The organism is Psychrobacillus sp. BL-248-WT-3 (assembly GCF_012843435.1).
Lineage (GTDB): Bacteria > Bacillota > Bacilli > Bacillales_A > Planococcaceae > Psychrobacillus.
Window position 1 is genome coordinate 64,966 of sequence record NZ_JABAFC010000002.1, and the last position, 13,787, is coordinate 78,752.

Sequence of the window (13,787 nt, forward strand, 5' to 3'; positions counted from 1 at the left end):
ACTTCCTATCTCTTTTATTAAAGCTGTACTGCTGTTTGATAGAGGCTATCGGCTGTTACAGCAACTGTTTTAGTATCATTTGAAATATCTCTAATTGCCTCTACAAGGTTTGACACTTGAAACTCTACTTGGTTTATATAGTCGGTGTTTTCATCTATAGAAAAAAGGATTTTATTGAATTTCCGATTAGTATCCTGGGAGCTTTCTAATCCTAGCTCAACACTCTTTTCCATATTTGCAATAGTGTTAACGGCTTTGTTTGTAAGCTTGGTAGAGGTTTGTACCAAGTATGTAATTTCTTCTACAGAGCGTTTAGACTGCTCCGCTAGTTTTCTTACTTCCTGTGCCACCACTGCAAAGCCTTTTCCATGCTCACCTGCTCGAGCTGCTTCTATAGATGCGTTTAATGCCAGCAAATTGGTTTGTTCCGCTATTTGCTTTACTAGCCCAACGATGTGAAAAATCTCTTCCGAAGAATGTTTTAAATCAACAATAATTTTTGCCATTTCTCCTGTATTACCAGTGACAAGCTCCATTTGTTTTTGAAGAAGTTCTATTAACTTGTTACCGTCGTTAGCTTCTGTTTGTATTTGTTTAACGCTGTCCATATTAGCCTGAACACTTTCACGTATCCTAGCGGTATTCAATTCGACCTGTTCCATGGAGGTAGTCGTCTCATCGGTTAAGCCTGCCAAGTCCTCACTTATTGATGAAATTTTACTTTTTAACTCTGTTTTAACTGTATCGTATTGCTGTTGGCGAAGCTTCACGTTTTCTTTTTCATATTCTTCTAGCACAAGCTGCATTTCTAAATTAATAAGCTTAGATATAGTAAGAGAGATCTCTTCTTTTTGGGCGTGATCCCTTATTTCCTTGTTAACTAACGAAATGATTATTGTTTGTATTTGATGGAAGGTCCCCATATACCACTTAGGCTCTAATCCAATCCGAAAGTGCATTTGGGCTAGTCTTCGTTTTCTCTCAATGGTAGTTTCCGTGAACTCACCACTAAACATCTCTATAATATAACTGCCGACTGTTTTCTTAAGACGCTCGATTTGAGTTCTTTCTTCAATAATTGCTCGTAAGGAGGGAACAGAAAGGACTTGCTCATAAAAAACAGAGACAATATCGTCTATACCCTTTTCCACATAGGGCTGAAACGTATGTATCATTCTTATATCGTCCTTGCCTAGACCAATTAACTTCATTTGCTTCTTTAATTCTGGATATAGCTCCAACTGTATAACTGGTTCTTTTACGGTTGTATTTATTTCCGTTTCTTTAAACCATTTTTTCGCAAAAGGTATTACCAATCTAATCTCTCCTTATTGAATAAACTTGATGAATACGTGCAATTGGATTTTCTTATACTCTTATTATTAACAGGACGTATTACGTTTGTCAAATGTTTGTATAATATTATTTATAATACATTATACAAATTAGTTCCGAATGAATCATGCAAATATACTCTATTAATCCCTCGGTTTAGAGATATTAGGGTGAGGATTTTATGCTAGAATTTTATTTTTAGTAGAACTACTGTATAATGTTGAGGGAATGATGTTATACTATAGATTAATTAACAAAAGCAACAACAGCTTTTACATAGAGGCTGAAAGGATGAATATGGATGATGCAAGCTCGCCCAAATAGTAGTTATAATATTCAGCAGGTGTCTAATGTAACAGGTTTGTCAAAGCAGGTTATTCGGAAATGGGAAGAGCGCTATGACTTGATTCAACCTGAACGTTTAGATAACGGCTATCGGGTTTATAGTGAAGAGGATATAAAGAAGCTTTTAAAAGTGAAGGTATTATCTGAGAAGGGATACTCTCTAAAGCAAGCAGTTGCGCAGGTTTTGGAGGAAAAACAATTAGATCATGCCCAAGTGGAGCTACCTATAGAAAAGGAATCCTCCTTTCCAGAGTTTAATGATTTTGTTTTTAAGCTGTTGGAGCATGGGACAGATTTCGATGAAATAGAGCTAACGTATACTTTGCAGCAAGCATACTTTCACTACGGGTTAGAGAATTTTTTAGATAAGGTCGTATTACCCTTTTTACTCGAGGTGGGAAACCGATGGGAAAAGGAAGAATGGGATGAGTATCAGGAGGCTGTTTCTAGTATGATTGTGCGTGATTTCCTCGTGCAAATTCGTCGTAATTTTCATTATAGGGATGATGCGCCACTAGTGATAGGGTGCTGTCTTCCTCATGAAACCCATGAAATCCCGGTTCATATTTTATTACTACAGTTTATGATGAAGGGGTGGAAATCCTTTTTAGTAGGTGCTTCTCCTGCACCAGGTGCAATAGAGTCCATGGTAGAAAAACTAAAACCACAAAAAGTACTATTATCAGCTTCGACAAGCATACCCTTTGAACGCAACCCTAAATTGTTAGCAGGTTTGGATCAGTTTGCTGAAAATCATAAAGAAATTAAATTTTATATAGGTGGAGCAGGTGCTATGCAATACTTTGCCTGCAAAAATTTAAAAAATATAAGCTTAGCCAATTCTATAGAAGAAGTAATCAATTAAAAAAGCTACTTGTTTTCCATGAGAAAACAAGTAGCTTTTTTGGCTGTTTAGGAAATTATAAAGTTCTGAATCTGTGGACCAATTGATGTCTAGCTCCACCGCCTTGCCCCTCGGGGTCAAATGGATAAAAGGTGCTCCTGCGCAAGCTCGTCGCAAACAAGAGCGTTTGCGGTGGCTGAGGAACTGCCTCCTCGCTTTTTCCCATTTGCCTGTCGGGGCAGACATAGGCGCTTGCGCTTTTCTTGCTAATTCCGTTAGAAATTAGATGTCAGACTAATATTCCGCCTGTTTTTAAATACTTTTCAATACCTTCTGCAGTACGATAAGCTAATGCTCCTACGGTACCTGTAGGATTCATACCTGAATTATGAGGGAAAGCGGATGCTCCTGGTACAAATACATTTTCACAATCCCACATTTGAAGGTAACTGTTCAATGCACTTGTTTCAGGGTCAGCACCCATAATCACTCCACCAGTGTTATGAGTGGTTTGATATTTTGTCGTATCCCAGTCTCCTTGATCTCCAGGAACTGTGATTTCATCAGCACCCATTTCTTCAAGAATTTTGGCAGTAATTTCTCTAATATATTTTTGTTGATTTTTTTCGTTGTCATGATAGTTAAACGTCATACGGATAAGTGGATCTCCAAAAGCATCTTTATACGTAGGATCCAAATCAATATAGTTATCCTTATGAGGCATAACAGCCCCTTGAGAGCCTACTGATAGATTGCGGTTTGCCCAGTAAATAGTGGCATCCTTGTATTCCTTACCCCAGGCTGGAGTTCCTTTTGGTACACTATTACTTGAAATAGGTCGTTTACCGTAATGGCCAAGAGCAATGTTGCCTCCGTGTATGAAGTCTAAATCAGAGTGATCAAAATTATCTCCGTTAAAATCATCTAACACACCAGCAAGAGATCCTGTACCTGCATAAAGGTTAAATTCTCTATCCTTAAAGAAACCAGTAGAGGCAGCGGATGTCATTTGATATGCATAGTTTTTACCGATAACGCCAGTTCCTGTTTTAGGATCATAAGGGCGTCCAAGCTCTGAGTTAAGTAAAATTTTAATATTGTTTAGAGCATAGGCTGAAACCACGACAACATCGGCTTCTTGTATATACTCTTCGCCTGTACGAGTGTCTACGTATAATACCCCAGTTGCTTTACCATTAGTATGAAGCACTCGGCGAACAACAGAGAACGTACGAATTTCAAAATTACCCGTTTCTTTGGCTACAGGTAAAACAGTTACTACAGGAGATGCTTTAGAACCGTACTCACATCCGAATCTTTCACAGAAACCACAATACTGGCAAGCTCCTCGTGAAACTCCATCGGGATTTGTGTAGCTTTCAGAAAGAGTAGCAGCTGGAGCTACATAGGGATGATATCCTAAATTCTTGGCAGCTTCTCTAAACATTTTCATAGAAGGTGTTTCTTTTAATGGAACTGTTGGATATTTTACTTTTGGAACTTCTGGATGTGGATTTTCCTCTCCAGAAATACCGGCCATAGCCTCAAACTTTTCAAAATAAGGCACTAGCTCGTCATAAGTGATACCCCAATCTTGTAGTGGCATATCTGCAGGAATCTTATCTTTTCCGTAGCGTTCTACTGTTTTGGAATAGATTTCAAAGTCATAAGGAAAGAAACGATACGTCAAACCATTCCAATGCTCACCGGAACCACCTAAACCGTCCCCAATTAAAAATGAACCATGCTGACGATATGGTAGCGCTCTCTGGGAGGGATTATGTCTTACAGTCAGTGTTTCCTTGGATAGGTCTTGCATCATTTCGTTTCTTTGCTGATATCTCAACTCATCATGTACCATCATGTAGTCTTCGACTGATCTTGATTTGCCTCGTTCAAGACCAACTACTTTATACCCTTTTTTAGTTAGCTCTGAAGCTACGATTCCGCCAGTCCAGCCTACTCCAACTAAAACTATATCTGTTTTTGGTAATTTTTTAGCCATTATTATTTACTCCCTTAAATTAATGATTATGTTGTGAATTTAAACTTTGAGGTTCGAAAGTGACAAACTCTTCTTTTTCGATAATATCTGCATAGCTCATTTGATGACCAGGGAATTTTTTCATTTTCCACCCTTGCATGTCTTTGTTTCCACCATATAAAGGATCGGAATAGACACCTTCTATTGTTGCACTTTTCAATAGCTTAAAGAAAAAAGAGGAAGTGACTGCACCGTTTAATGTTATTTCTCCTGCTTCCATAGCTGTTAGGATGCTTATTTGTTCTTCATCACTAATCTCAGCAAATCTTTTATCATATTGTTTTTTTGCTTCGGTGTTTAGTGCTTCAATACCTAAGTCAAAAATTTGTTGTCTATTTAAATGAGTTTGATGTCCAAATAACGCTGTAGCTTCTGCTGGATAGAAAGGGCCACTCATGTATTCCTTTGCATTGAGCCCCCAGTTCCCAGCCAATTGATGGTCAATATAGTAAGTAACTAATAAGTCTTTTGCGCCAGGTCCAACATCTGTTTTAGGGAAAATTTGTTCTGTTGCCGCCTCAACGGTATCGAATTGCGACTTATCAAAATACATTAATGCTTGGTTGAAATTAGTGGAGGATTTAGATGCAACATGAGTTTCGTTCTTCACACCAGCAGAATCTTTTCCTAAAAGACTACCAAGGGCTCCACCTAAAACTACTCCACCTACTGTTAACCCTGAATTTTTTATAAATTTACGTCTAGAAGAACGTTTTTCTAGAAATTCGGTTTTTGTTTCCTGTTCTGACATATTGATACCCTCCGATGTTAAATGATAGAAAATCCAATTATTTACTTAGTTAAATTATGGATAAAAATAAAAAATATTTTAATGAAGCAGGTTGCCCCAGTTGTAAACTAGAGAAAACAAAACGGTGAATACTAAAAGAGAACCAATAAAGTATGTATGCTTTTTCCCTGTCCAACATAGAACTATTATTGCTAGTCCAATCCCGGTACCTAATAAAGCAAACCAAGGAAACGAAGAGTTATAGAAAAATAAAGCAAGTGCTAAATCAGCAACGATGAATAATGCGAAAAGTACTTGGTTTAATATTTTTAGTTCTGCTAAATTGTAAGCTGTCACATCTTTTCCTCTTTCTTTTATAAAAATTATCACTTAATAATAGTGAAAAATAACCGTCCTCAATTTTACTCTTTTTTTTCATTAAATCTACCTATTTTATACTATTTTTTAAAGTTTATATTTTCAGAAAAAAAGTATGCTATTTTATTTGTAGGTTATAAGATATTACATTAGCCGTTCAAAATGAATGGCGCAGTATCCATTAAATGTGATATGATTGAAATTAGTAACAGGTACTAATAACAGGTAAAAACGGGAGGTTCTTATGAAGGACTTAATACAGCTAAAAGATAAAAATATTGTAGTGATGGGTGTAGCAAATGAGAGAAGTCTTGCTTGGGGAGTTGCAAAATCCTTATATGACGTAGGCGCTAATGTTATTTTTACTTATCGTAAAGAAAGATCATTAGGTAAAATTCAAAAATTATTAAGTGCTAATGACTTGGAAGCTAAGCTAGTAGTAGAATGTGATGTTAATAGTGATGATAGTATTAAATCCGCATTCGAAACAATAGGCAAGGAAGTGGGAGTCATTCACGGAGTTGTACACTCTGTAGCGTTTGCCCATGCAGAGGATTTAAAGGATGATTTCATTAAAACATCTAGAGAGGGCTATGCCTTTGCCCAAGATACCAGTGCATATTCTCTAATTGCAGCTGCAAGAGAGGCGGCACCATTTATGACAGAGGGCGGATCCATTGTTACGATGACATATTTGGGAGCAGAACGTGTTTTAGAGGGGTACAACGTTATGGGGGTAGCGAAAGCATCATTGGAGGCGTCGGTAAAATATCTTGCTTTAGACCTAGGTAAACAGAATGTACGAGTCAATGCAATTTCTGCTGGAGCAATTCGTACGTTAGCGGCTAAGGGCATCTCTTCATTTAACACTATTCTACACAAGATTGAAGAAACAGCTCCTTTACAAAGAAACGTAACACAAGAAGAAGTTGGCGATATGACGGTTGCTCTTTTAGGTAATCTGTCCAGAGGAGTCACAGGTGAAATAGTGTACGTAGATTCTGGATACAATATTATGGGATAAATATTAGGGACTGTAGTTGATAACTATTCAACTACAGCCCTTTTTCTTTTCTCCTATTGGAACTAGAGAGGCTCCAACTGTTCTCCTGTTTGAAAGGTCTTTTCACTCTGTCATACCTAATTTAAGTCATTCCTTATTAATAAAGATTATTAAAAACGTTTTTTTTATGAAAATTAGGGTATTTACACAAATAGAGTCGAAATGGATTAGAGGAGGAATTAGTTTGGATAAAAAAGTAAACGAAAATAGCAAACATGAACAATTGGAGCAGTTCCGCGCTGTAGATAAAGATCAAGCTATGACAACTAATCATGGTTTAAAAGTTTCAGAGGATGAATTTTCTTTAAAAGCCGGAGATCGTGGCCCAACTCTTATGGAGGATTTTCATTTTAGAGAAAAGATGACGCACTTTGATCACGAGCGAATCCCTGAGCGAATCGTTCATGCGAGAGGGTACGGAGCACATGGAGTCTTTGAGCTTTATGAATCTATGAAGCCTTATACTAAAGCGAAGTTCTTACAAACACCTGGTTCTAAGACCCCTGTTTTTGTAAGGTTTTCGACGGTGGCTGGCTCCCGAGGTTCAGGTGAGCTAGCACGTGATGCTCGAGGGTTCTCCACTAAATTTTATACGGAAGAAGGAAACTACGATTTAGTAGCTAATAATATTCCTGTCTTTTTCATTCAAGATGCCATTAAATTCCCTGATTTAATCCATGCGATGAAGCCAGAGCCTCATAACGAGATGCCACAAGCAGCTACAGCACATGATACATTTTGGGATTTTATAGCGAACAATCAGGAATCGGCACATATGATTATGTGGGCAATGTCGGATCGGGCAATCCCTAGAAGCTATCGAATGATGGAAGGCTTTGGTGTTCACACCTTCCGATTTGTCAATGAAGAAGGAAAGGCTCATTTTGTTAAATTCCATTGGAAGCCTTTGCTTGGAACTCACTCAGTAGTTTGGGATGAAGCACAAAAAATTAATGGTAAGGATCCTGATTTCCACCGCCGTGACCTATATGAAGCAATAGAAAAGGGCGACTATCCAGAATACGAATTTGGCGTTCAAATTATTGCAGAAGAGGATGAGTTCGCTTTTGACTTTGATATATTAGATCCTACTAAAATATGGCCAGAGGAAGATGTTCCAGTTAAACGAATAGGGAAAATGACGTTAAATCGTAATGTAGACAATGTGTTTGCAGAAACAGAGCAGGTTGCTTTCCACCCTGGTAATGTCGTTCCTGGAATAGATTTTACAAACGATCCCCTTTTACAAGGACGATTATTCTCCTATACGGATACACAGCTAATAAGACTTGGCGGTCCAAATTTCCATGAGCTGCCGATTAACCGTCCATTATGTCCATTCCATAATAACCAAAGAGATGGTTATGGTAGACAAACAATCAACGTTGGACAAGTAAGCTATCACAAAAACTCACTTGCTAACAACACTCCAGCTCCAGTAAGTGAAGCAGAGGGGGGCTATGCACATTACCAAGAAAAAATAGATGCACGTAAAGTAAGAGCCCGTAGTGAAAGCTTTAAGGATCATTTCACACAAGCTACGATGTTCTGGAACAGTATGAGTCAACCTGAGAAAGAACATATTGTTGAAGCATTTAGCTTTGAGCTTGGTAAATGTGTAGAGAAGTCTGTACGTACACAAGCATTAGAAATGATTGCGAATATAGATTTAGATATGGCTAGTAAGGTAGCGGAGAATCTAGGGATGGTTATTCAAGGAACTGCTGATAATAAGGTTACAAAATCTTCACCAGCGTTAAGTCAGCTAAATACCGTGATGAAGCCGGATACTAGAAAAATTGCTATTTTAGTAGGTGATGGCTTCGACGAGGAATTATTAAGCTTTATCGATGCACTAAAAGCAAAAGGAACTCTTCCTATGGTTGTAAGCGATCACCATGGAAGTGTTACTGGTGCAAACGGTGCAAGCTTACCAGTAGATCACACCTTCTTAACAGCGGATTCGGTTTTATTTGATGCAGTCTACGTGGCTAGCAATAATGGAACAACACCGGCATTTAAGAAGAATGCGATGTTATTTGTCCAAGAAGCATTTACTCACTATAAGCCTATCGGATCTACCTTTAGTGGCGACGAGCTACTAGAAGAAATGGGACTTGTAGGTCAAATTGGTGTGTTAGCTAATGACAAAGTACATTTTGTAGATGACTTCATCAATGCAGTGGCAGCACATCGCTTTTGGGATCGTGCAGTTTAATAAGGTTACAGTTAAAGAGGTATGTCCTTTAATACAGGGCATACCTCTTTTGATTGAGATTAACTTAATGAAATTAAGGGCATTGTTAACAATAGAAGGAACATTATCACCCAAACGAGAAGTAATAGAAAGAGGTATGAGGAGGAGAGCTATATGCATTACGTGATTATAGGCGGTGATGCAGCTGGTATGAGTGCTGCAATGGAGATTTTTCGCAATGATTCTACAGCAGAAATTACGACTTTAGAAAAAGGAAATATTTACTCATACGGACAATGTGGCCTACCATATGTAGTTGGCCAAAAAATATTTTCTACGACAGATGTAATCGCACGAAGCGTGGAGATGTTTCGAACGAAATACAAGATTGATGCAAAGATTGGGCATGAAGTAACGGATGTAAACCCTCTGAACAAAACAGTTGCAGGTAATGTATTAGTAACTGGAGAAAGATTTGAAGTTAAGTATGACCGCCTATTAGTAGCAACAGGTGCTAGCTCCATCGTACCTGATTGGGGGGGGACACAACTAGATGGAATACATACATTTAAAACCATTCCGCAAACGGAGGCATTAATAGCTGAACTGAAAGATGTGAACCACGTAACTATTATCGGTGGAGGATATATTGGTTTAGAAATGGCAGAAAACATAAGAGAAATTGGTAAAAAGGTCCGAGTAATTCAACGTGGAGATCGACTAATGCCAATTCTTGATCCAGAGATGTCAGACATATTACTACAAAAGGCAAAGGAAAAACATGTGGAGGTCAAACTAAATGAGGAGGTTAAATCCTTTACGGGAAACACACGAGTCCAAGAAGTGGTAACTGACAAAGGGACCTACTCAACAGACTTAGTGTTGATAGCTATTGGCATAAAACCAGCAACTAATTTCCTTAAGGAGACAGGAATAGAAACTCTAGAGAATGGAGCCATAATCGTAAATGAATATTTGGAAACAAGTATTCCAGATATTTATGCGGCAGGAGATTGCGCCACTCATTTTAATCGTTTGAAACAAAAAAACGATTATATCCCGCTAGGTACTACTGCCAATAAACAAGGTAGGCTTGCAGGATTCAATATGATTGGAGAAAAAATACCGTTTAAAGGTATTGTCGGTACCTCTATTATGAAATTCTTTGAATTGTCGATTGGTAGAACCGGACTGTCAGAGGAGGAAGTAAAGGGACTAGACATTCCTTTCGACACAAGTACGATTGAGGCAAGTGATATTGCAGGGTATTATCCTGGTAAAGAGTTAATGCAGATAAAACTTCTTTATCGCAAAGAGGATCAATTGCTTCTAGGTGGGCAGATCGTTGGGGGGCATGGAGTAGACAAGCGCACTGATGTATTGGCTACTGCCCTGTACCATGGTATGACGCTCCCGGATTTATTAGACCTGGACTTATCGTATGCTCCTCCATTTAACGGTGTATGGGATCCTTTGCAGCAGCTTGCTAAAAGAAACTTTGATAAGAATAAATAAAGAAAAGTGGGGGAATTGAGAGATGGAAATAGAGACAAAGGAATATAAGGTTAGAGATATCTCATATAAGATTAGATCGGCTAGTCAGCTGGATGCAAAGCAGCTGTCCGAGGTAAGGGTTCAAATCGACGGGGAAACGGAGAATCTAGATAGAGAACAAGGGGAAGCATTCATTGATGTCACAGGCTTTGAAAAGCTAATTGAAGATGACACCCTTTCCGTGAACAATCTCTTTTTAGTCGCAGAGATTGAGGGAAGGATTGTTGGTTTTTCTAGATGTGAAGGGAATGGCTTAAAGCGGTTTGCGCATAAAGTGGAATTTGGTGTGTGTGTCTTAAAAGAATATTGGGGGCTGAGTATCGGTACCAACCTATTGAAGGAGTCTATCGCTTGGGCGGATGCCGGTAGTATCAAAAAAATCTCATTAAATGTATTACATACAAACGAAAAAGCGATTACCTTATATAAAAGGTATGGTTTCGAGGTAGAGGGTATATTAAAAAATGATAAAATGTTAAAGGATGGAAAATACTATCACACAGTTGTGATGGGACGTTCTTTCATTTAAAATAAAATTTAGTTGACTATTCTAAACTCATTGAATATACTATTAAAAATCAATTTATATTATTTAGGCAAAGAAAAGGACATGAGTCATTTAGGTAATTTCTTATTAGAGAGCAGGGTCATCGGCTGAAAGCCCTGTAAGAAAAACGTATGATTTACCGCCTTGGAGCTATTATGGGGAACAACTAGTATCCATAATCGGGAAACCGTTATCTTTTTAGAGAGCCGTATTTTTTATTCGACGGCAAAATTAGGGTGGAACCACGACCACGCTCGTCCCTTTACCAGGACGGGTGTGGTTTTTTGTATGCACAATTTTATATTTAAGCTATGAAAAGGACATGAATTATTCAACAACTTCTAATTAGAGAGCAGGGTCATTGGCTGAAAGCCCTGTTAGAAAGGCGAATAGTTTACCACCTTGAGCTATTATGGGGAACAACTAGTATCCATAATCGGGAAACCGTTATATTTTATGAGAGCCGTATTTGTTAATGTCGGCAAAATTAGGGTGGAACCACGACCACACTCGTCCCTTTACCGGGATGGGTGTGGTCTTTTTTTATTATGTAAAACAAAACGAGGAGGAATTAATTATGTCAGTAAAAGCCGAGGGAAGATTAAGTCATCAAAAATTAGGTCAGCAACTAGAATTATTTATGTCCATGGAGGAAGCTCCAGGTATGCCATTTTATTTGCCAAAAGGAATGGTTTTACGAAATGAACTCGAAAATTTATGGAGAGAAAAACATCAGCGAGCGGGCTATCAGGAGATAAAAACTCCTATCATGATGAAGCAGGAGCTGTGGGAGAAATCGGGACACTGGGATCATTACCATGAAAACATGTATTTTGCTGATGTGGATGAACAAAAGTATGCGATTAAGCCAATGAACTGTCCGGGAGCAGTTTTAATCTTTAATAGTAAAAGAAGAGGCTATCGAGAACTTCCTATACGATATGCAGAGCTAGGGTTAGTACACCGTCATGAGCTTTCGGGATCTTTGAATGGTCTATTGCGTGTTCGAGCATTTACTCAAGACGATGCACATCTGTTTGTTCTAGAAGAGCAAATTGAAAGTGAGCTTGCGAAGGTGTTAGATCTAGTAGATGAATTCTACCGGAAATTTGGATTTAGCTATAAAGTGGAGCTATCAACTCGTCCAGAGGATTTTATGGGCTCTGTGGAAGTATGGGACCAAGCAGAAGAAGCGCTAGAATCGGTATTGAAGAGTAAACAGGTTGAATATCAAGTAAACGAGGGAGATGGAGCTTTTTACGGTCCTAAAATTGACTTTCATATACTCGATTCACTTGGACGTAGCTGGCAGTGTGGAACAGTTCAGCTTGATTTTCAAATGCCGGAAAAATTTAATTGCCAGTACGTCGATGAAAACAATCAACTACGTCGTCCTATCATGATTCACCGAGCAATATATGGTTCTATCGAACGTTTTATCGCGATTCTATTAGAACACTTTCAAGGTAATTTTCCACTTTGGCTAGCCCCGGTTCAAGTGAAGGTGTTGCCTATCGCAGACGCTCATCTAGCTTATGCGGAGGAAGTAAAGTCGCGGCTACAACAAGAAGGCTACCGGGTAGAAGTAGATGACCGCGTAGAAAAAATTGGATTGAAGATACGAGAGGCAGCCATGCAAAAACATCCGTATATGCTGATCATTGGTGACCAGGAAATGGAGAATCAAGTTGTTTCCGTTAGGAAGCATCGAGTAGGAAGCCTTGGTGATATTGGGATAGAAGCATTTATTGGACACCACCTGAGAGAGTAAAGTTGTTGTGGTAAGTGGATAGGATGACGGATTGTCGTAAAGTATCCGGTCATTGTAGTAATCGGAGGGTGGATTGTCGTAAACTTGCTGGAACTTGTGAGGGTATGGAGCGTCATGCGGTCAACCGAGCCATCGAATTGTAGTAGAGATCCTTTAGCACCATTAAAAAAGGATTTTATGGCCACCATCTCGAATAAACTCTCGATAGGAAGTGTCGCTATGGTTAAATGGTTTATCTTGTTTGGTGGAATAGTTTTATTAGGGATTAACTTTTATGCTGTCTATGACGTGTACCAGCCGAAAGTTGGTCCTATAGGAAGTGGAAGAATATCTATGTACTTTTGGATAAGCATTTTTATTAGTACCCTGTCAGGGATAATTGCCATATCTCAATTCTTTGTATTATTTGCCTATGATCAACGTAATAAAAATTTTCCTAGAATGGAAACGAAACGGTTTGTACTACGCCAGATAGAGCTGACCGATGCAGAAGAGGTATTCTATTATTTTTCTCAGTATGAGGTTATGAAGTACTATGATCTTGATGTCTTAAAGGATGTTAGTGAAGCAAGAAGAATAATAAAAAACTGGCAGACAAAATACCATAAAAACGAAGGCTTGCGTTGGGGAATAGCGACAAAGGAAGACAATAAGATTATTGGAAGCTGTGGGTTCCATAATTGGGAGAAAGAACATTTCAAAGCGGAAATCGGTTTTGAGGTTACGCCAGAATACTGGCGAAGCGGAGTGATGACGGAGGTTTTGCAGCCTATACTAACTTATGGCTTTGAAAAGATGGAGCTTCACAGAATAGAAGCCCTCTATGATCCCGACAATATGGCATCCAAAAAAACATTGGAAAAAGCAGGATTTATATATGAGGGTACATTAAGAGAATCTGCGTTTGAAAAAGGACAATTTTGTGATGCTTCCATTTGCTCTTTGTTAAAAAAGGAGTTTGCTAAATAGCAAACCCCTT

11 protein-coding genes and 2 other annotated features are annotated in these 13,787 nt (G+C 38.5%); of the genes, 7 read left to right on the forward strand and 4 right to left on the reverse strand.

The genetic code is table 11. The features are described from left to right. Nucleotides 1–17 precede the first annotated feature (17 nt). Nucleotides 18–1,316 (reverse strand): globin-coupled sensor protein, encoded by a 1,299-nt coding sequence (locus HF876_RS02105; RefSeq protein ID WP_169358397.1) that lies wholly within the window; start codon nt 1,314–1,316, stop codon nt 18–20. 320 nt (nt 1,317–1,636) lie between these two features. On the opposite strand from HF876_RS02105, the gene HF876_RS02110 reads away from it, so the two are divergent. Next, entirely contained in the window at nt 1,637–2,545 is a 909-nt protein-coding gene (locus HF876_RS02110; RefSeq protein ID WP_240949583.1) for a MerR family transcriptional regulator, read from the forward strand. 268 nt (nt 2,546–2,813) lie between these two features. Here the strand turns inward: HF876_RS02110 and HF876_RS02115 are convergent, their stop codons facing one another. The 3 genes from HF876_RS02115 to HF876_RS02125 all read right to left on the reverse strand — a co-directional run bounded on the left by HF876_RS02115 (nt 2,814) and on the right by HF876_RS02125 (nt 5,655). Continuing rightward, a complete protein-coding gene (locus HF876_RS02115; protein WP_169358398.1) occupies nt 2,814–4,529 on the reverse strand; it encodes a GMC family oxidoreductase in 1,716 nt (571 codons plus the stop codon). Nucleotides 4,530–4,548: 19 nt separating this feature from the next. Beyond that, complete coding sequence (locus HF876_RS02120) at nt 4,549–5,319, reverse strand: gluconate 2-dehydrogenase subunit 3 family protein (protein WP_169358399.1); 771 nt, start codon at nt 5,317–5,319, stop codon at nt 4,549–4,551. Nucleotides 5,320–5,397: 78 nt separating this feature from the next. Beyond that, entirely contained in the window at nt 5,398–5,655 is a 258-nt protein-coding gene (locus HF876_RS02125) for a hypothetical protein (RefSeq protein WP_169358400.1), read from the reverse strand. 265 nt (nt 5,656–5,920) lie between these two features. Between HF876_RS02125 and fabI the strand changes: the two genes are divergently transcribed. From fabI to HF876_RS02155, 6 genes are all read left to right on the forward strand, one after another. Continuing rightward, nucleotides 5,921–6,700 (forward strand): enoyl-ACP reductase FabI, encoded by a 780-nt coding sequence (gene fabI / locus HF876_RS02130; protein WP_169358401.1) that lies wholly within the window; start codon nt 5,921–5,923, stop codon nt 6,698–6,700. A 217-nt stretch (nt 6,701–6,917) separates the two neighbouring features. Continuing rightward, the gene (locus HF876_RS02135) at nt 6,918–8,957 is read left to right on the forward strand and encodes a catalase (protein WP_346764023.1); all 2,040 of its coding nucleotides are present in this window, start codon (nt 6,918–6,920) and stop codon (nt 8,955–8,957) included. Nucleotides 8,958–9,110: 153 nt separating this feature from the next. After that, entirely contained in the window at nt 9,111–10,451 is a 1,341-nt protein-coding gene (locus HF876_RS02140; RefSeq protein ID WP_169358403.1) for a CoA-disulfide reductase, read from the forward strand. A gap of 22 nt (nt 10,452–10,473) precedes the next feature. After that, nucleotides 10,474–11,019, forward strand: a complete 546-nt coding sequence (locus tag HF876_RS02145; RefSeq protein WP_169358404.1) for a GNAT family N-acetyltransferase — start codon at nt 10,474–10,476, stop codon at nt 11,017–11,019. Nucleotides 11,020–11,080: 61 nt separating this feature from the next. Continuing rightward, nucleotides 11,081–11,302 (forward strand) — a binding site (T-box leader). Between the two features lie 37 nt (nt 11,303–11,339). After that, nucleotides 11,340–11,558: a binding site (T-box leader), on the forward strand. 56 nt (nt 11,559–11,614) lie between these two features. Next, a complete protein-coding gene (thrS, locus tag HF876_RS02150; protein WP_169358405.1) occupies nt 11,615–12,808 on the forward strand; it encodes a threonine--tRNA ligase in 1,194 nt (397 codons plus the stop codon). A 219-nt stretch (nt 12,809–13,027) separates the two neighbouring features. After that, on the forward strand, nt 13,028–13,777 hold the full coding sequence (locus tag HF876_RS02155) for a GNAT family N-acetyltransferase (RefSeq protein ID WP_240949585.1): 750 nt from the start codon (nt 13,028–13,030) through the stop codon (nt 13,775–13,777). The last annotated feature ends 10 nt before the right edge of the window (nt 13,778–13,787 follow it).